The 17,328-nt window shown below is 71.4% G+C and carries 19 protein-coding genes; 13 read left to right on the forward strand and 6 right to left on the reverse strand.

Annotated features, from left to right (window positions below; translation table 11 throughout):
- The first annotated feature begins 137 nt into the window (after positions 1-137).
- Positions 138-1,130 carry a malate dehydrogenase gene (locus ACQP17_RS22200; RefSeq protein WP_433857843.1) on the forward strand — a complete coding sequence of 331 codons (993 nt, stop codon included), beginning with the start codon at positions 138-140 and terminating at the stop codon, positions 1,128-1,130.
- Positions 1,131-1,253: 123 nt separating this feature from the next.
- On the opposite strand, the gene ACQP17_RS22205 is transcribed toward ACQP17_RS22200, so the two are convergent.
- Positions 1,254-1,574: a hypothetical protein gene (locus ACQP17_RS22205; protein WP_433857844.1), complete on the reverse strand. Its 321-nt coding sequence runs from the start codon at positions 1,572-1,574 to the stop codon at positions 1,254-1,256.
- A gap of 324 nt (positions 1,575-1,898) precedes the next feature.
- On the opposite strand from ACQP17_RS22205, the gene ACQP17_RS22210 reads away from it, so the two are divergent.
- The 5 genes from ACQP17_RS22210 (at position 1,899) to ACQP17_RS22230 (ending at position 6,083) form a co-directional block, all read left to right on the forward strand.
- Entirely contained in the window at positions 1,899-2,792 is an 894-nt protein-coding gene (locus tag ACQP17_RS22210) for a helix-turn-helix domain-containing protein (protein ID WP_433859976.1), read from the forward strand.
- Positions 2,755-2,892 carry a DUF397 domain-containing protein gene (locus ACQP17_RS22215; protein WP_433857845.1) on the forward strand — a complete coding sequence of 46 codons (138 nt, stop codon included), beginning with the start codon at positions 2,755-2,757 and terminating at the stop codon, positions 2,890-2,892. Before ACQP17_RS22210 ends, ACQP17_RS22215 begins: the two co-directional genes overlap by 38 nt.
- Positions 2,893-3,035: 143 nt before the next feature.
- Positions 3,036-4,844 (forward strand): hypothetical protein, encoded by a 1,809-nt coding sequence (locus tag ACQP17_RS22220; RefSeq protein WP_433857846.1) that lies wholly within the window; start codon positions 3,036-3,038, stop codon positions 4,842-4,844.
- Positions 4,831-5,205: a hypothetical protein gene (locus tag ACQP17_RS22225; protein WP_364874694.1), complete on the forward strand. Its 375-nt coding sequence runs from the start codon at positions 4,831-4,833 to the stop codon at positions 5,203-5,205. Before ACQP17_RS22220 ends, ACQP17_RS22225 begins: the two co-directional genes overlap by 14 nt.
- 2 nt (positions 5,206-5,207) lie before the next feature.
- A complete protein-coding gene (locus ACQP17_RS22230; RefSeq protein ID WP_433857847.1) occupies positions 5,208-6,083 on the forward strand; it encodes a hypothetical protein in 876 nt (291 codons plus the stop codon).
- 121 nt (positions 6,084-6,204) lie between these two features.
- Here the strand turns inward: ACQP17_RS22230 and ACQP17_RS22235 are convergent, their stop codons facing one another.
- The 5 genes from ACQP17_RS22235 to ACQP17_RS22255 form a co-directional block, all read right to left on the reverse strand.
- On the reverse strand, positions 6,205-6,876 hold the full coding sequence (locus ACQP17_RS22235; protein WP_433857848.1) for a nucleotidyl transferase AbiEii/AbiGii toxin family protein: 672 nt from the start codon (positions 6,874-6,876) through the stop codon (positions 6,205-6,207).
- Complete coding sequence (locus ACQP17_RS22240) at positions 6,873-7,241, reverse strand: hypothetical protein (protein ID WP_433857849.1); 369 nt, start codon at positions 7,239-7,241, stop codon at positions 6,873-6,875. The genes ACQP17_RS22235 and ACQP17_RS22240 overlap by 4 nt, the downstream gene beginning before the upstream one ends.
- Positions 7,242-7,338: 97 nt before the next feature.
- Positions 7,339-7,548 (reverse strand): DUF5988 family protein, encoded by a 210-nt coding sequence (locus ACQP17_RS22245; RefSeq protein ID WP_433857850.1) that lies wholly within the window; start codon positions 7,546-7,548, stop codon positions 7,339-7,341.
- Between the two features lie 94 nt (positions 7,549-7,642).
- Entirely contained in the window at positions 7,643-8,224 is a 582-nt protein-coding gene (locus tag ACQP17_RS22250) for a Uma2 family endonuclease (protein ID WP_433857851.1), read from the reverse strand.
- A gap of 91 nt (positions 8,225-8,315) precedes the next feature.
- On the reverse strand, positions 8,316-9,131 hold the full coding sequence (locus tag ACQP17_RS22255) for a hypothetical protein (RefSeq protein WP_433857852.1): 816 nt from the start codon (positions 9,129-9,131) through the stop codon (positions 8,316-8,318).
- 224 nt (positions 9,132-9,355) lie between these two features.
- Here ACQP17_RS22255 and ACQP17_RS22260 point away from each other — a divergent pair, with 224 nt between their 5' ends.
- The 7 genes from ACQP17_RS22260 (at position 9,356) to ACQP17_RS22290 (ending at position 17,192) form a co-directional block, all read left to right on the forward strand.
- The gene (locus tag ACQP17_RS22260; RefSeq protein WP_433857853.1) at positions 9,356-10,858 is read left to right on the forward strand and encodes an aldehyde dehydrogenase family protein; all 1,503 of its coding nucleotides are present in this window, start codon (positions 9,356-9,358) and stop codon (positions 10,856-10,858) included.
- A 56-nt stretch (positions 10,859-10,914) separates the two neighbouring features.
- Positions 10,915-12,465: a GMC family oxidoreductase gene (locus tag ACQP17_RS22265; protein ID WP_433857854.1), complete on the forward strand. Its 1,551-nt coding sequence runs from the start codon at positions 10,915-10,917 to the stop codon at positions 12,463-12,465.
- Complete coding sequence (locus ACQP17_RS22270; protein ID WP_433857855.1) at positions 12,465-13,598, forward strand: quaternary amine ABC transporter ATP-binding protein; 1,134 nt, start codon at positions 12,465-12,467, stop codon at positions 13,596-13,598. Before ACQP17_RS22265 ends, ACQP17_RS22270 begins: the two co-directional genes overlap by 1 nt.
- The gene (locus tag ACQP17_RS22275; RefSeq protein WP_364874714.1) at positions 13,598-13,768 is read left to right on the forward strand and encodes a hypothetical protein; all 171 of its coding nucleotides are present in this window, start codon (positions 13,598-13,600) and stop codon (positions 13,766-13,768) included. The genes ACQP17_RS22270 and ACQP17_RS22275 overlap by 1 nt, the downstream gene beginning before the upstream one ends.
- Positions 13,765-15,765: an ABC transporter permease gene (locus tag ACQP17_RS22280; protein WP_433857856.1), complete on the forward strand. Its 2,001-nt coding sequence runs from the start codon at positions 13,765-13,767 to the stop codon at positions 15,763-15,765. The genes ACQP17_RS22275 and ACQP17_RS22280 overlap by 4 nt, the downstream gene beginning before the upstream one ends.
- A 2-nt stretch (positions 15,766-15,767) precedes the next feature.
- Entirely contained in the window at positions 15,768-16,760 is a 993-nt protein-coding gene (locus ACQP17_RS22285; protein ID WP_433857857.1) for an ABC transporter substrate-binding protein, read from the forward strand.
- A gap of 207 nt (positions 16,761-16,967) precedes the next feature.
- Entirely contained in the window at positions 16,968-17,192 is a 225-nt protein-coding gene (locus tag ACQP17_RS22290) for a hypothetical protein (RefSeq protein ID WP_329147494.1), read from the forward strand.
- Positions 17,193-17,328: the final 136 nt, after the last annotated feature.

Below are 17,328 nucleotides of genomic sequence, written 5' to 3' on the forward strand. Positions count from 1 at the left end.
GGGGCGGGCGGGGGTCCGATAGCCTGACGGCCGGGTCTCTCGATACCAAGAGACCTCGATAGCCGGGCAGGGACACCCACCGCCAACCATGGTGGTCCAGGGGCTTGCCCCCGGAAAACACCGCGCAGGAGATCGCCATGACCCGCACTCCCGTCAATGTGACCGTGACCGGCGCCGCCGGCCAGATCGGTTACGCACTCCTCTTCCGCATCGCTTCCGGACACCTGCTCGGCGCGGACGTGCCGGTCAAGCTGCGCCTGCTGGAGATCCCGCAGGGGCTGAAGGCCGCCGAGGGCACCGCCATGGAGCTCGACGACTGTGCCTTCCCGCTGCTGCAGGGCATCGACATCTCGGACGACCCGAACGAGGCCTTCAACGGCGCGAACGTCGCCCTGCTCGTCGGCGCCCGCCCCCGCACCAAGGGCATGGAGCGCGGCGACCTCCTGGAGGCCAACGGCGGCATCTTCAAGCCGCAGGGCAAGGCCATCAACGACCACGCCGCGGACGACATCAAGGTCCTGGTCGTCGGCAACCCGGCCAACACCAACGCCCTGATCGCCCAGGCCGCCGCGCCGGACGTACCCGCCGAGCGCTTCACCGCGATGACGCGTCTGGACCACAACCGCGCGCTCTCGCAGCTCTCGAAGAAGACCGGCACCCCGGTGTCCGAGATCCGGAAGCTGACGATCTGGGGCAACCACTCCGCCACCCAGTACCCCGACATCTTCCACGCCACGGTCGCCGGCAAGAACGCCGCCGAGACCGTCAACGACGAGAAGTGGCTGGCCGAGGACTTCATCCCGACCGTCGCCAAGCGCGGTGCGGCGATCATCGAGGCCCGTGGCGCGTCCTCGGCCGCCTCCGCCGCCAACGCCGCCATCGACCACGTCCACACCTGGGTCAACGGCACCGCCGCCGGCGACTGGACCTCGATGGGCATCCCCTCGGACGGCTCCTACGGCGTCCCGGAGGGCCTGATCTCCTCGTTCCCCGTCACCACCAAGGACGGCGCGTACGAGATCGTCCAGGGCCTGGAGATCAACGACTTCTCGCGCGCCCGCATCGACGCGTCGGTGCAGGAGCTGACCGAGGAGCGCGAGGCCGTCCGCGGTCTCGGCCTCCTCGGCTGACCCACCGCCGCGGCCGCCCCGCACGGGCGGCGCCGCAGCACCGACGAGCCCGCACGGTCCACAACGGCCGTGCGGGCTCGGTCACAGGGGCCCGGTCACACGGCCCCGGCCATGGCGGCCCGGTCAGTCACCGCCCGACGCCACGGCCAGTCGCGCGCCCCGGCTGTCGGCGACGCGCAGCACGTTGCCGAAGGCCTGCGTGGTCGCCCGCAGCGCCAGCCGCAGCGCGTGTTCCCCCGCCTTGACGTCGTCCAGCACGGCCACCGCGCCCTTGAGGACATCGGCACCGTCGCACAACTGCTCCGCCTCGATCTCGTCGGCCAGCCGGGCCAGCACCCCACCGGCGCCCTCCGCCGACAGGAAGCACGGCTTCCCGCCCTCGCCCTCCCACGGCAGCAGCCGCAGCCCGGGCCACAGGGGAGCGGCATCCCGGTCGTAACTCATCACGCGCCCGCCTCCGCTCCGTGCGGCCGCTCCCGCAGGCGCGGCGGCCGTGCGGCGAACCGGGCGATACCTTTGTTCATGCTCATTGACTCCGAGAAGTTGGTGGCCACGCCCCCGGACGGCTGATCCCCGTCGCGGGGGTATTGCGTGGGAAGACGGCACGGTCGGCCGAATAACCCCTTACGTTGGGTGTGTTCAGCGTTGCGCCCCGTAGCGCGGGTCGCAACGTGGGACGCGTGACACTCACCATCTGGCACGAAGGGGGATGCGGTGAGCCGACGACGACGCACCACCGCGAGCGGACCGGCCGCCACCAACGCCGCCGTGTTCGGGGAGGTGCTGAAGCACTTCCGGGAGGCGGCGGGCCTCACGCAGGAGGCGCTGGCGCTCAAGATCCCGTGCGACCGCTCCCAGGTGGCCCGCGTCGAGGCGGGCACCCGCGTCCCACAGGAGACGTTCGCCAAGCAGTGCGACGCCATCCTGGCCACGGGCGGAGTGCTGCTGCGGTTATGGGGGCGGATCGACTGGTATCCGGAGGTGCAACATCCGGACTGGTTCGAGCGTCGGGCGGAGATGGATGCCGAGGCGGTGGGCCTGCGGGAGTACCAGGAGCGGGTCATTCCTGGCTTGTTGCAGGCGCCCGGCTACGCGCACGCGCTGTTCTCTCAGGTCGCGAGTGGCGCAGCGGTGGAGGAGCGGGTCCGGGCCAGGCTGAGCCGCCAGCCGCGCTTTCTGACCGAGGACGGCCCGCTGTACGTCGCTGTCCTGGACGAGAGCTGTCTGCGTAATGCGGTGGGGAGCTCGGAGGTGATGCGTGATCAGTGCGCGCATCTGCTGCGTGTTGGACAGCGTTCCAACATCCGTATCCAGGTGGCGCCGGCGGGCCGCTTCGGGCTCGTTCGCCCCAGGGGCTCCATGTCGCTGATCGAACTGCCTGACGGGCGATGGGTGTACTCGGAGTCGTTGGACCGTGGCCACTTCAACAACGATCCGGCAGTCTACGTCCGCTACAGCCAGACCTATGATGTGCTCAGGGCGGACATTCCGTCAGCCTGTGAGTCCGCTGCTCTGATCAGCGACGTGATGGAGGGGTACGAGCAGCATGAACAGGCCCGAACTCAGCGCGGCGACCTGGACCAAGAGCAGCTACAGCGACAACAACGGCGGCAACTGCATCGAAGTGGCCCCCGGTATCCCCGACTCCGTCCCCGTGCGTGACAGCAAGGACCCGCACGGCCCGGTGCTGGTCTTCCCGACGGGCGGCTGGGCGTCGTTCGTCGGCGCCCTCAAGAACGGGGAGTTCCCCGCGGGCCTCTGACCCGCGCCGCGACCTTGGGTTATCGCGCTGACACGGAGTGCTCGGCTCCCTTATGCTGCGGCTCGTACCGCCCCGCGTCCGGCCGCCGCATGCGTGTGCCAACCAGGCTTCGGGTGCGGTCAGTTGGGATTCGGGGGAGGACCATGAGTCAGACCGATGTGCCCGCGCAGCCCGGGGACCCGGACGGGCCGGAGTGGATGCGGAAGGCACCCGCAGGACCACCCCCGCCCCCGCCGCCGCTGCTGCCCACCCCGCCGGGAGCCAGTGAGGCCACCCGCCTGCTGTGCGCCGGCACCTACCTGGACGACAGCTTCCGCAACGCGGTCATCGACGAGCTGTACGTCCACGAGCAGCGGTTCGCCGCGCCCTCCCTGGGCATCGACGCGGCCCGGGTCCTGGCCCACGCGCTGCGGGCCCGGCGGCTCGAACTGGGCTGGGCGGCGGCGATCCTGGCCGTGTGGATCATTGCGGTGCCGCTGTCCTTCGGCCTCGCGCTGCTCTACCTCCTGCCCGTCGTCCTCATGACGCTGGGCCGCGCCGTCCGCAAGGCGCCCGTCCCGCCGTGGGTGTCCCGCACCCTCGCGTTCGGGCTGCGCTGGTACGGCCGGCTGGCGCTGACCGCCCTGTGGCTGTCGCTGCTGGTGATGGCGTGCGGTGGCACGATCGGCATCATGGGCACGGGCTGGCCGCTGTCCCTGCTGCTCCCGGACGGGATGGGCGGCCTGACGAGCGACTCGTCCGGCCTCGGGAACGACGTCGCGCTGGTGGGCGCCGTCGCCGTGCTGAGCCTGTGGGTCGCGGTGCTGCTGCCGCTGATGCTGGCCGTGCTGGTCGCCCTCCAACGCGGACAGTTCGCCCGGTCGTTGGCCCGTGAACTGTCCCGGGAGCGCTTCCCCGACGTGATGTCCGACCCCGCCGAGCGGGCCGAGGGCTTCCGCTTCCAGCGGCTGCGGGAGCGGGTGCGCATCGAGCAACACGGACCGCTGGTGATGTACCGGGCCGCCGACCCGTTCTGCGGCGCCGGGCAGGCCTACCGGACCTGGTCGCTGTCCGTGGAGCTGAACCCCCGCACCGACCGCACGCCCGAACCGCTCGACAACAGCGCCATCCTGGCCCGGATCGTCCCGCTGGTGGAGGCGCTGCGGGTGCCGTCGCCGCACGGTTCGCCGGAGGTGGCGGCCGCGGTGCGCGACCGGCTGCGCGCCATGGAGATCGACGAGTGCGTCTACCTGCCGGCCGAGGGGCTGCCGAACCGGGCGGCCGCGCCGTACGCGCCCGACGCGTTCGAGGCACACCGGCGGGACGCGGTGGAGGAGGGCGGCGAGACCCGTCGGCACTTCCTGCGGATCCGGGTCGGCGGCTGGAACGAGGGCATCGTCACCACAGTGTTCGTGCGGGTGCACACCCAGGGCGGGATGCTGATGATGGAGGTCGCGCCGCATGTGCTGTGGCCGCTGCGACAGCTCTTCCAGGACGCCGACCGGCTCGCCCACCAGTACCGGCACCACCACCACTTCGGCAAGGCGGTGTGGGCGCTGACCCGCACGCCCCGGTCGGCCGGGGACGCCGTACTCACGCTGGGGCGGGGCCTGTTGTCCGCCTGGCGGCTGGCCACCGCGGGGCACGGCGCGGCGCTGCCCGAGGGGCCCGGCGCCTCGGTGCGTGAGCTGGGCTCCTTCGGGGACTCCTCGCTCTTCCAGGACATGGACGTGGCCCGCTATCTGAAGACCGTGCAGCAGCGGGTGGCGGCCGGGGTGACCACGGCGCTGCGCGAGGCCGGTTACCAGACCGACGAGTTCGAGCGGCGGGTCGTGCACGTCGCCGAGGGCGGCGTCTACGTCGAGTCCGCCCAGGGCGCCGTCGGCATCGGCGACCACAACACGATCACCCAGCAAGGCCCCACCGGACAAGACTCCGCGGAGAAGGGAAGTGGCCAGCATGGCAACGGCTGACGAGCGCGGCAACGGCATCCACATCGGCAGCGTCCGGGGCGCCTTCGCCATCGGCAACCACAACACCGTGACCCATCACGAGGGCGGCTCCGCCCCCGCGATGGACCCGGCGCAGGAGGAGTTGCTGCACGCCGTGCGGGCGCTGCGCGACGATCTGGCCCGGGCGGTGCAGAGCCCGCAGGTCACGGCGCTGAGCGGCGAACTCGCCGAGACCGAGACGGAGATCGCGGACACCGGCGCGGCCGGGCCCGGCCGGGTGGCGCGGCTCCGTGCGGCGCTGACCGACGCCGGGGCCGTGGTCAGCCTGCTGTCCTCCGGCGCGGCGGCCGTCCAGGCGGTCACGGCCCTGGTGGGAGGCTGACGATGACGCGCGGCGGCCAGGCCCGCTGGAACAACGAGACCCAGCGCTGGGAGGACGGCACGCCGCCGCCCGCGCCCTACTCGGGGCCGATGCCGTCCCGGCCGGCGTTCACCCCCGCGGCGGGCGGTGCCCCGGCGGACGGCGCGCGGGCGGACGGGGCCGCTTTCGTGCATCCGGCGGCGCCCGGCCCGTACCCCGCACCCGGCCCCTTCCCCGGCCCCACGTCCGCCGCCCCGCGCCGTACCGCCCTGATCGCCGGTGCGGCGGTGGCCGCGATCGCGGTGGCCACGGTCGGCGGCTATCTGCTCCTGAACCGCCACGACGCGCCGCCCGCCGCCCGTCCGCCGGCCACGGCCTCCGCGGCGGGCACGGCCACCCCGTCCACCGGCGGCTCCACCGCCACCACCGCCACGCCCACCCCCGCCTCCGGCCTGCCCGAGGGCTACCGGCTGGTCCACGACACCAAGGGCTTCACCCTCGCGGTGCCCGGCGACTGGCAGCGCAGCGAACGCCCGTCGGGGGTCTTCTACACCGCCCCGGACGACCGCGGACTGGTGCAGATCTTCGAGATCACCGAGCCGGACACCAGCCCGCGCACGGCGCTCCAGCAGGCATCGAAGGGCCTGTCCGGCAACCCCGGCTACGAGGAGATCAGCCTCGGCCCCCTGGACGGCCCGGCCCCGGGCAGCGACGCCGCGCAACTGGTCTACGCCTATGACAGCAAGAAGCTCGGCGAACGCGTCAAGGTCGTCGACTGCGCCTTCACGGTCTCCGACGGCCGCCAGTTCGCCGTCCTCGTCCTGGGCACCGAATCCGACTGGCCCCAACAGCAACACACCCAGCAGATCGCCCTGGACGCCTTCGCCCCGGCTTCCTGACGCGCACGACGACGCGCACGACGACGGGTTCCGCATGGGCTACCCGGGCAGTTCGGCGCGCTCCCAGGCGCTGTCCAGGGCCCCGTCGACCACTGACCCGATCCCTACGGAACTGGACAGGTCAGTGGTCGTCCGGATCTTCCCCGGCGTAGAGCCGTGTGGCGAGATCGCCGGCCCAGCCCAGGGCCCAGGCGCGCAGGTCCGCCACCTGCTCGGGGCTCAGTCCGTAGTCGGTGAAGTCCTGGTCATCCCACCACTCGGCGCCGGCGAGACGGTCGCGCAGGTCGTGGAGGCTGAACTCGAAGCGGGCGTGGCGGCGGCCGAGGTTTTCGAGGTCGGCGGTCGAGCGATGCCGGGTCGCGGCGTGGACGTCGATGAGGTCGCGGACCGCGCCGCGGTCCGCGAGCGCGCGGACCTTGGTACCGATCACGTCTTCCAACGCGAGCACAGGACCGTACTCGGTGACCGTCGGAGGAGCCCAGAACGCCTCCTTGAGGACGTCGACCTCACACTCTTCGCTCGTCGCGGGGTCGGTGGCGATGAGCCGGCCCGACAGCGGGCCGGACTCGATGTGCCGGACACCCCAGCCACGTTCTGCCAGGCCGTCGCCGACCGTGCGCATGATCTCGTCGATAGGGGCCGGGTTCTCGGTGGCCACGTCCAGGTCCTGGGAGAGGCGGTCGACCAAGCCGTGGGCCTGCACCGCATACCCGCCGGTGAGCACCAACGGGTAGGGGGTGCCGATGGCGAGGACGTCGGCCAGGAGCCGGCGGTGCAGATCCGTCAGCTTCACGCGGCCGTCGAGGCTGTCGCGGTGGTGAGTTCCGGGAAGGCGGATTCCCAGACCTCCTTGATCGGGCGGCTGATCAGCGTGCGCAGTACGGGCCACTGCGCGATGAGCAGATCCCGGTTCAGGAAGGCGATCAGGTCCCGGCACTGCCCTTCGGCCAGGACGGTGCGGTACAGGCTCATCCGCGAGCGCGGCTGCTCCAGTCCGTAGGAACGGCGGCCCGACCAGACCACGTGCAGTGGCAGGTCGACCGTGCCGCGGGCGGGGCCGGCCAGGTCCGCCAGCCGGGCAGGCAGCCGCTTTGCGTACTGGGCGCACAACAACTCGAACGCGTTCGGCACCGGAAACGAAGGGGACTGCACGGTCATGCCGCCAGTATCGCCCGGCGCGCCACACGAGTGCCACGCGATCCACCAACCCTGGCGCGTCCCGGCCGGATTCCACGGAGATTCGGCTGCCGGACGGCTACCCGGGCAGCTCCGTCCGCTCCCACCACTCGTAGACGGGGAGCGTCCCCTCGGTGGTCCGCTGCTGGCGGTCGGTGGCCCGGAAGTGCTCGTAGCCGTTGCGGAACGGGATCTTCAGGTCGGTCCCGGGCGGGTCGATCGGCACGATCCGCTCGGGGAACCCGGCGGGGCCGCCTTCGAGGACTGCTTTCGCCGTTGTGTCAGCCATGCCTGCATTGTCGGCCGCGCCGCCGCCCCGGGCCCCTCCGGTTCGGCAGCGCGGGTGACGGGGCGCGGGGCAGGCGGTCGGGGGCTCCCAGGGGTCAGTCCCGGGGGAAGTCCTCGGTGGAGAGGGTGAGGCCGACGACGGTGTCGGTGAGGTCGACGGGCAGGCCGTAGGCGACGGTGAGGTCGATCTTGTAGTCGCCGTCCTGGGGGTGGGTGAAGACGCGGCAGCGGCCCGTGTAGGGATCGGCGATCACATAGACCGGGATCTCGGCGAGGGCGTACGCGGTCTTCTTCGGGCCGTAGTCGTTCGGTGCGGTGCTTTCCGAGACGACTTCCGCGATGAAATCGATGTCCTGGTAGCGCCAGCGGCCCTGTTCGTCCTTGCTGTACCCCTCCGCCATCGCGACGACATCGGACGCGAACCCGTTCAGATGGCCGGGGAAGTCGATGCGTACGTCCGACAGCACGCGCTTCTTCGGATACTTCGTCCGCAGGTGTTCGACGATGTCCAGGATCGTCTCCCAGTGCGTGGCTCGCTGCGGTGACATGTAGATGGTCCCCCCGACGATCTCAACCTTGTAGCCCTCGGGGATGTGCATCTGCTCCAGCCGCTCGAACATGTCGTCCAGTTCGCTGCTACTGGCCATCTCGGTCCTGTCGGTCAGTTCGATGGTCATCGTGCCGCCCCTCCCCGCCGCCTGCGCGCCGCGGGCAGCCGCACGGTTCAACGATACGTATGTACGAACGGTTACGTACCGCACACGAGGGTCACGCCGTCTGCGTCCCCTGCATCAGGTCGTCCAGGGCCGAGATGTCCGCCGTACGGCCGGGAGCGGGGGTCGCGTCGGACACCGGGGTGCCGTAGTCGCTCAGCAGGATCGTGGCGCTCTGGTGGTCGGCCTCGGCGGTGAGCTTGCGGGGGTAGTGCTTGCCGTCGATGGCCACGTAGAGGGTCTGGACCGCGCCGTCGACCTTCTTGGTGACGGGCAGTACCCGGGTGCCGTCCTGGGTGGTCGGCTGTCCCTTGGTGAGCGTGGGGGGCACGGAGGGTGACGGGGCGCCGGGCGGTGCCTGCTCCTTGTCGGGGCCCGCGGCGGACTTCTGGAACGCCCGGAGGTCGCAGGCGGCGGACAGGCCCCGCAGGAAGGTGTTGCGGGTGGTGCCGTGCAGGTAGGTGTCCTTGTACTTCGCGGCGGCCCGGTCGCCCTTCTCGCCGGGCAGCTGGCTCTTCCAGAAGGCCGCGTCGGGCTTCATCCAGACCTGGTTGCCGCGCTTGACGAGTTCCACGCGGCCGAGCGAGCCCTTGGCGACGGCGCCGGTGCAGTTGCCGGCCCGGTCGAGGGTGAGGTCGAGCGTGGTGGGGTCGGTGCTGGTGCGGGTGCGCAGCCGCAGGGACTGCGCGGCGACCAGCTGGTGGAGTGCGTCGTCGGAGATCTGCTGGGCCGACTTGTGCGCGAGGTCGCCCTCGCCGCCGTCGGAGTCACCGGCCGCCGCCGCGCCACCCGTGCAGGCAATCCCCACGAGGAGGGCCGCGCCACAGGTCAGAGCGGCGGGAGCGGTGGCCGCGTGCCGTCTGCTGGTCATCTCTCCACCTCCGGTCCCGGGGGACAGAACGTGAGGAATCCTGCAATGGACATACGGCTATTCAGGTTATGTTCCGGGACATTTCGCCGCACGTTGAGTGAGTCGGCTCACTTTCCATGAATGTTTGGGCATAGGTGCGGCGCTTCCGGAAAGGGGTCCTCGTTGCTGGTGACACCAGTGGTTGCACCAGTGGGAACAATCGGTAACCGGAAGGCAGTAACGACGTGTCGTCAATCGAGACCATTCACGTAGACGGGGTGTGGCTTCCCGCTGCATCCGGCGAAACGCGGGAGGTCCTCGACCCCGCCGACGCGACGACGCTCCAGCTGGTGTCCGAGGGTGGTGCCCAGGACGCCGACGCGGCCGTGGCCGCCGCCCGCCGGGCCTTCGACGAGGGCGACTGGCCCCGCACGGCCGTCGCCGAGCGCTCCGCGCTGCTGCGCCGGGTCGCCGATCTGCTCCAGCGCGACCGTGAGGTGATCGGCCTCATCGAGAGCCGCGACACCGGCAAGACGCTGGAGGAGGGCCGGGTCGACGTCGACTGCGTCACCGACGCCTTCCGCTACTTCGCCGACGTCGTGATGAACGAGAGCGGCGGCCGGGTCGTCGACGCCGGATCGCCCGACATCCACAGCGTGGTCGTGCACGAGCCGGTCGGTGTCTGCAGCCTCATCACCCCCTGGAACTACCCCCTCCTCCAGGCAAGTTGGAAGATCGCGCCGGCCCTCGCGGCAGGCAACACCTTTGTGATCAAGCCCAGCGAGGTCACCCCGCTGTCGACCGTGCACCTGATCAAGCTGCTGGTCGAGGCCGGGCTGCCGGCCGGGGTCGCCAACATCGTCACCGGCGCGGGCCTGCCGGTCGGCCAGCGGCTGGCCGAGCACCCCGACGTCGACCTGTTCTCCTTCACCGGCGGCCTGGTCAGCGGCACGAAGGCGGGCGCGGCCGCGGTCTCCGACGCCAAGAAGATCGCGCTGGAGCTCGGCGGCAAGAACCCCAACGTGGTCTTCGCCGACGCCTGCGCCACCGACGAGGGCTTCGACACCGCCGTGGACCAGGCGCTCAACGCCGCCTTCATCCACAGCGGCCAGGTCTGCTCGGCCGGTGCCCGGCTGATCATCGAGGAGTCGGTGCGCGACCGCTTCGTCGCCGAACTCGCCCGCCGCGCCGAGAAGATCAAGCTCGGCCGGGGCACCGAGGACGGCGTCGAGTGCGGCCCGCTGGTCTCCCAGCAGCAGCTCGACAAGGTCGAGGCGTACGTCGCCTCCGCGCTGGCCGAGGGTGCCCAGCTGCGCTGCGGCGGCAAGCGCCCCGAGCCCAGTGACGTCCGCCCGGCGAGCGGCTACTTCTACGCGCCGACCGTGCTCGACGGCTGCCACCGCGAGATGAAGGTCGTCCGTGAGGAGACCTTCGGCCCGATCCTGACGGTGGAGACCTTCACCACCGAGGACGAGGCCGTCGCGCTCGCCAACGACACCGAGTACGGCCTGGCCGGCGCGGTCTTCTCCGGCGACACCGCCCGCGCCCGGCGCATCGCCGCCCGGCTGCGGCACGGCACGGTCTGGATCAACGACTACCACCCCTACCTCCCGCAGGCGGAGTGGGGCGGCTTCGGCAAGTCCGGCATCGGACGGGAACTCGGGCCCACGGGTCTGGACGAGTACCGCGAGAGCAAGCACATTTACGAGAACCTCCGGCCGGAGCCGGTGCGCTGGTTCGCGGGCTGACGCCCGGAAGCACCTGGCACCACCCGCACCACGCACTTTGCAAGAAGGAGCACCCCATGCCCGTGTATGACTATGTCGTGGTCGGCGGCGGCACCGCCGGCTCCGTCATCGCCTCGCGCCTCACAGAGGACCCGGACGTCACCGTCGCCGTCATCGAGGGCGGCCCCTCCGACCTCGACCGCGACGAGGTGCTGACGCTGCGCCGCTGGCTCGGCCTGCTCGGCGGCGAGCTGGACTACGAGTACACGACCACCGAGCAGCCCCGCGGCAACTCGCACATCCTGCACAGCCGCGCCAAGGTTCTCGGCGGCTGCTCCTCCCACAACACCCTGATCTCCTTCAAGCCGCTGCCGTCCGACTGGGACGAGTGGGAGGCGGCGGGCGCGGCCGGCTGGGGCGCCAAGGAGATGGACCCCTACTTCGGCAAGCTGCGCAACAACATCGTGCGGGTGGCGAAGAAGGACCAGAACCAGATCGCCACGGACTGGATCGAGGCGACGAAGACCGCCCTCGGCGTCCCCGAGGTCGTCGGCTTCAACGACAAGCCCTTCGACGAGGGCGTCGGCTTCTTCGACCTCTCCTACCACCCGGAGAACAACAAGCGCTCCTCCGCGTCCGTCGCCTACCTCCACCCGCACATGGAGGCCGGCGACCGCCCGAACCTCACGCTGATGCTGGAGACCTGGGCGCACAAGCTGGAGCTGGACGGCAGCGCCGCCAAGGGCGTCCACGTCCGCACCAAGGACGGCGAAGAGGTCTACGTCGAGGCCGCCCGTGAGGTGCTGGTGTGCGCCGGCGCCGTCGACACCCCGCGGCTGCTGATGCACTCCGGCATCGGCCCCAAGCAGGACCTGGAGGCGCTGGGTCTGCCCTGCGTGCTCGACCTGCCGGGTGTCGGGGAGAACCTCATCGACCACCCGGAGTCGGTGATCGTCTGGGAGACCGACGGGCCGATCCCGGACAACTCCGCAATGGACTCCGACGCGGGTCTGTTCGTCAAGCGGGACCCGGCGCACAAGGGCCCCGACCTGATGTTCCACTTCTACCAGATCCCCTTCACCGACAACCCCGAGCGACTGGGCTACGAGCGCCCCGAGCACGGGGTCTCGATGACCCCCAACATCCCCAAGTCCCGCTCCCGCGGCCGTCTCTACCTCACCTCCGCGGACCCCGAGGTCAAGCCCGCGCTCGACTTCCGGTACTTCGCCAAGGACGCGAACGGGGTCGACTACGACGGCGACACCCTCGTCGACGGCATCAAGCTGGCCCGCAAGATCGCGCAGGCCGAGCCGTTCGCCAAGTGGCTCAAGCGGGAGGTCTTCCCCGGCCCCGACGTCACCGACGACGCGGAGATCAGCGAGCTGGTGCGCAAGGCGGCCCACACCGTCTACCACCCGGCCGGCACCTGCAAGATGGGCGCCGCCGACGACCGGCTCGCGGTCGTCGACCCGGAGCTGCGCATCCGCGGGCTGTCCGGCATCCGCATCGCCGACGCCTCCGTCTTCCCGACGATGCCGGCCGTCAACCCGATGCTGGGCGTGCTGATGGTGGGGGAGAAGTGCGCCGACCTGCTCCATAAGGCTCCGACCCAAGGAGGTGATGCGTGATGGCTACCACCTCCGCCGGCGCATCCGAGATACCCAACGCCCGCACGACCGAGGACGCCTCCGCCACCACGGCGTCCGACGGCCGTGAGGTCGTGTTCTCCGTCCGCAACCTCTGGAAGGTCTTCGGCCCCAAGGCCGAGCGCATACCCGACGACCCGTCCGTCACCGGGCTGAGCGCCCAGGAACTGCGCGAGAAGACCGGCTGTGTGGCCGCCGTCCGCGATGTCTCCTTCGACGTCCACAAGGGCGAGGTCTTCGTCGTCATGGGCCTGTCCGGCTCCGGCAAGTCCACCCTCGTGCGCTGCCTGACCCGGCTGATCGAGCCGACCAGCGGCGCGCTGGAGATGGACGGCGAGGACGTCCGCGCCATGGACCGCGGCGCGCTGCGCGAACTGCGCCGCCGCCGGGCCGCCATGGTCTTCCAGCACTTCGGCCTGCTGCCGCACCGCTCCGTCGTCGACAACGTCGCCTACGGCCTGGAGATCCAGGGTGTCGGCAAGACCGAGCGCCGCGAGCGGGCCGGCGAGATCGTCGACAAGGTCGGCCTGGCCGGCATGGAGAAGCGCCGCCCCGGCCAGCTCTCCGGCGGCCAGCAGCAGCGCGTCGGCCTGGCCCGCGCGCTCGCCGTCGACCCCGAGGTCCTGCTCTTCGACGAGCCCTTCAGCGCCCTCGACCCGCTCATCCGCCGCGACATGCAGGAAGAGGTCGTCCGCCTGCACCGCGAGGAGGGCCGGACGATGGTCTTCATCACCCACGACCTCTCCGAGGCGCTGCGGGTCGGCGACCGGATCGCCCTGATGCGCGACGGACAGATCGTGCAGCTGGGCACCCCCGAGGAGATCGTCGGCTCCCCGGCCGACGACTACGTCCGTGACTTCGTCCGCGACGTCCCGCGCGAGCAGGTCCTCACCGTGCGCCGCGCGATGCGCCCCGCCGAGGACGGCGAGGCCGACCAGGGCCCCGCGCTGGGCCCCGACACCCTGATCTCCGAGGCCATCGAGGCGGTCGCCCGCACCGGCGGCGCGGTCCGCGTCGTCGACGACGGCCGCTGCCTGGGCATCGTCGACCACGCCTGCCTGCTGAACGTGGTCGCCCGGGTCGACACCCCGCAGCACGGTGAGGTGGCAGCCTGATGTACGCCGCCACCACCCACGGCGGCGCCCTGCGCGCCGTCGGCTCCAGAGCTCCCGCGGCGACCCCGCGGGCCCGGCTGCGCGCCGGCCTGCTGCGCCACTGGCGCGAGGCCCAGCGCTGCGCCGCCCTGAACATCCCCGTCGGCACCGTGAAGCGGGGGCGCGCATGAGCACCGCCGCACCCACCACCACCCCCGGCGCGCTCGGCACCGACACCGACGCCCGACCCGGACCGCTCCAGGCGCTGCTGCGCCACCGCGGCCCGGCCAAGCTGCTGCTGCTCGCCGTCGCCGCGGCCGTCCTCGTCCCGCTGCTGGCCGCCAAGTACGGCGCCGCCTGGCCGCACTCGCTGACCGTCGACGTCTCCGGCCCGCTCGGCAAGACCAGCGACTGGATCATCGACAACCGTGACAGCCACTGGCTGTTCGTCTACTTCCTCGGTCACCTCAGCAACGCCGTGGTGATCTCCGTCCGCGGCGTCTACCTGCTGCTGCTCGCCCTCGGCTGGACGGGTGTGACGGCCGGTGTGACGCTGCTCGCCTGGCGCGTCGCCGGACTGCGCATCGCCGCCACGGCGCTGATCTCCTTCCTGGTCAGCGGCCTGCTGGGGATGTGGGTCCCGACCATGCAGACGCTCGCCCTGATGGTCGTGGCGGTGGTCTTCTCGGTCGTCGTCGGCGCCCTGCTGGGCCTGGCCGGCGGCCTGTCCGAGCGGCTGTTCCGCATCCTGCGCCCGGTGCTCGACACCATGCAGGTGCTGCCCGCCTTCGCCTATCTGCTGCCCGTGGTGCTGGTCTTCGGCATCGGCGTCCCCGCCGCGCTGCTGGCCACCGTCATCTACGCGGCCCCGCCGATGGCCCGGCTGACCGCGCTCGGTCTGCGCGGCGCCGACCCCGGCGTCCTGGAGGCCGTCTCCTCGCTCGGCGCCACCGGCCGCCAGCGGCTGGTGACCGCGCGGCTCCCGCTGGCCCGCAAGGAGCTGCTGCTCGGCGTCAACCAGACGATCATGATGGCGCTGTCCATGGTCGTCATCGCCTCGATGATCGGCGCGGCCGGTCTCGGTGACCGCGTCTACCAGGCCCTCGCCTCGGTCGACGTCGGCGCCGCGCTCGCCGCCGCCGTCCCGATCGTGCTGCTGGCCATCGTCATGGACCGCACCACCGCGGCGGCCGGCGAACGGCTCGGCGCGGACACCTCCGCCACCGGCCCGGCGTGGCTGCGCGGCTGGCGGGTCTGGGCCGGCGCCGCCGTGCTCACCGCCCTGTTCGCCGGTCTCGGCCGGCTGAGCGGCTCGCTGGTCTGGCCGGACGCCTGGGCGGTGGACATCGCCCACCCCGTCAACCACTTCAAGGAGTGGATGGTCGACCACCTCTACTCCGGCGTCCCCGTCATCGGCGGCACCGCCGACTGGGCCGCGCACTTCACCAACTGGGTGCTCAACCCGATGCGGGACGGCCTGACCGCGCTGCCCTGGTACGGCACGCTGCTCATCGTCGCCGCGCTGGCCTGGCTCATCGGCACCTGGCGCACCGCCCTGACCGCCGTCCTCGCGATGGCCGCCATCGGTGTGCTGGGCGTGTGGAGCCCGTCGATGAACACCCTCTCGCAGGTGCTCGCCGCCCTGGTGGTGACCCTGGTGCTGGGCTTCGGCATCGGCATCCTCGCGGCCGGCAGCAAGCGGCTGGAGGCGATCCTGCGTCCGGTCCTGGACGTCATGCAGACCATGCCGCAGTTCGTCTACCTCATCCCGGTGGTCGCGCTGTTCGCCGTCGGCCGCGCCCCGGCCGTCGCCGCGGCCGTGGTCTACGCGCTGCCCGCCGTCATCCGCATCACGACCCAGGGCCTGCGCCAGGTGGACCCGGCGGCCGTCGAGTCGGCCCGCTCGCTGGGCGCCACCCGCTGGCAGATGCTGCGCCAGGTCCAGCTCCCGCTGGCCCGGCCCGCCCTGCTGCTGGCCGTCAACCAGGGCGTGGTCCTGGTCCTCGCCGTCGTCATCATCGGCGGTCTGGTCGGCGGCGGTGCCCTCGGCTACGACGTGGTCACCGGCCTCGCCACCGGCGACCTGGGCCTCGGCCTGGTCGCGGGTGTGGCCATCGTGTGCCTGGGCCTGATGCTCGACCGGGTCACTCAGCCCACCGAACGCCGCACGACGGGGAAGGGAGCCTGACCATGTCCCGTAAGCGCACCATGATCATCGGGACGGCCGCGCTGGCCGGCACGGCGGTCCTCTCGTTCTCCCTGTCCGCCTGCGGCAAGGCCGACATGACCAAGCAGACCTCGCCGTTCGCGGCGGCCAAGGGCTCGAAGTCGGTCACCCTGTCCGTCCAGACCTGGGTCGGCGCCCAGTCCAACGTCGCGGTGGCGAAGTACCTGCTCGAACACGAGCTGGGCTACCACGTCGACACCGTCCAGGTGGACGAGATCCCCGCCTGGGACGCCCTCAGCCAGGGGCGGGTCGACGCGATCCTGGAGGACTGGGGCCACCCGGACCAGGAGAAGCGGTACGTCAAGGACAAGAAGACGATCACGGCCGGCGGCGGCAACGGCGTCACCGGTCACATCGGCTGGTTCGTCCCCAAGTACTGGGCCGACAAGCACCCCGAGGTCACCAACTGGAAGAACCTCAACAAGTTCGCCAAGCAGCTCCGCACGTCGGAGAGCGGCAACAAGGGCCAGCTGATGGACGGTTCGCCGTCCTATGTCACCAATGACAAGGCGCTGGTGAAGAACCTCGGGCTCGACTACGAGGTCGTCTTCGCGGGCTCCGAGGCGGCGCAGATCACCCAGATCCAGCAGTTCGCCAAGGAGAAGAAGCCCTTCCTGACGTACTGGTACGAGCCGCAGTGGCTCTTCAACCAGGTGCCGATGGTGGAGGTCAAGCTCCCGAAGTACACCGACGCCTGTGCGGCGAAGGGCGCGAAGGATCCCAAGTCGATCGACTGCGCGTACCCGACCACTCCGCTCCAGAAGTTCTTCAACACCGAGTTCGCCAAGAAGGGCGGCAGCGCCGCGTCCTTCCTGAAGAACTTCAAGTGGACCAAGGACGACCAGAACGAGGTCTCCGAGTCCATCGCCTCGAAGGGGCTGACCGCCGACGAGGCGGCCAAGCAGTGGGTGGACAAGCACCCGGAGGTCTGGAAGAAGTGGCTTCCCAAGAAGTAGCCGCACGGTAAGAGCCGCACGGTAAGAGCAGCGGACCGCGGGCGGTCGCACCCAGGGTGCGACCGCCCGCGGGCGCGTTCCGGGCCGGTGACCGCCGGGCGTCCACCGCCGCCGCCCTGCTCCCTCGTTCGGGTGGCGGCGCCGTGTTGCCGCACCGCGTCACGGCGGGGGCAGCACGCTGGGGCCGTTGCCGAGGGAAGGCCCGCGATGCCCCTGCCGCCGAAGTGCCCCACCGCCGACTGCCATGACTGGCTGTGGAAGGACACCGCCACCACCGACACCGACTGGGACAACTGGCGCTGGTGGTGCTGCCGCTGCGACAAGAAGTGGTACCCGACGGCGGAGCAGCTCGCGGACTTCCGCGACGGGGCGTCGGCGGGCGCGCCGCACTCCTCCTACCGCGACCCCCGGGCCGGGGCGGGCCGGCAGTAGGACGGCGCCGGGGTCACCCGGCCGAACGGCTCCCCTCCCGGAGCCGGCCCGGGACCGCGTCCGGGTGCGTTCCCGTCGTCCTCCTGACCGCTTCTCGCCCCCGGCCGCCCGCAGGCCCCCGCGGGACGGCATAGTG

The organism is Streptomyces kronopolitis (assembly GCF_050953795.1).
Taxonomy (GTDB): domain Bacteria; phylum Actinomycetota; class Actinomycetes; order Streptomycetales; family Streptomycetaceae; genus Streptomyces; species Streptomyces kronopolitis_A.

What these genes read in the sequence shown, in the direction of transcription:
- ACQP17_RS22250 (WP_433857851.1), bottom strand. Translation starts at nt 8,224, where the DNA reads ATGACCATCGAACTGACCGACAGGACCGAGATGGCCAGTAGCAGCGAA.
- ACQP17_RS22245 (WP_433857850.1), bottom strand. Translation starts at nt 7,548, where the DNA reads ATGGCTGACACAACGGCGAAAGCAGTCCTCGAAGGCGGCCCCGCCGGG.
- ACQP17_RS22230 (WP_433857847.1), top strand. Translation starts at nt 5,208, where the DNA reads ATGACGCGCGGCGGCCAGGCCCGCTGGAACAACGAGACCCAGCGCTGG.
- ACQP17_RS22255 (WP_433857852.1), bottom strand. Translation starts at nt 9,131, where the DNA reads ATGACCAGCAGACGGCACGCGGCCACCGCTCCCGCCGCTCTGACCTGT.
- ACQP17_RS22220 (WP_433857846.1), top strand. Translation starts at nt 3,036, where the DNA reads ATGAGTCAGACCGATGTGCCCGCGCAGCCCGGGGACCCGGACGGGCCG.
- ACQP17_RS22285 (WP_433857857.1), top strand. Translation starts at nt 15,768, where the DNA reads ATGTCCCGTAAGCGCACCATGATCATCGGGACGGCCGCGCTGGCCGGC.
- ACQP17_RS22270 (WP_433857855.1), top strand. Translation starts at nt 12,465, where the DNA reads ATGGCTACCACCTCCGCCGGCGCATCCGAGATACCCAACGCCCGCACG.
- ACQP17_RS22280 (WP_433857856.1), top strand. Translation starts at nt 13,765, where the DNA reads ATGAGCACCGCCGCACCCACCACCACCCCCGGCGCGCTCGGCACCGAC.
- ACQP17_RS22240 (WP_433857849.1), bottom strand. Translation starts at nt 7,241, where the DNA reads ATGACCGTGCAGTCCCCTTCGTTTCCGGTGCCGAACGCGTTCGAGTTG.
- ACQP17_RS22265 (WP_433857854.1), top strand. Translation starts at nt 10,915, where the DNA reads ATGCCCGTGTATGACTATGTCGTGGTCGGCGGCGGCACCGCCGGCTCC.
- ACQP17_RS22205 (WP_433857844.1), bottom strand. Translation starts at nt 1,574, where the DNA reads ATGAGTTACGACCGGGATGCCGCTCCCCTGTGGCCCGGGCTGCGGCTG.
- ACQP17_RS22275 (WP_364874714.1), top strand. Translation starts at nt 13,598, where the DNA reads ATGTACGCCGCCACCACCCACGGCGGCGCCCTGCGCGCCGTCGGCTCC.
- ACQP17_RS22200 (WP_433857843.1), top strand. Translation starts at nt 138, where the DNA reads ATGACCCGCACTCCCGTCAATGTGACCGTGACCGGCGCCGCCGGCCAG.
- ACQP17_RS22290 (WP_329147494.1), top strand. Translation starts at nt 16,968, where the DNA reads ATGCCCCTGCCGCCGAAGTGCCCCACCGCCGACTGCCATGACTGGCTG.
- ACQP17_RS22225 (WP_364874694.1), top strand. Translation starts at nt 4,831, where the DNA reads ATGGCAACGGCTGACGAGCGCGGCAACGGCATCCACATCGGCAGCGTC.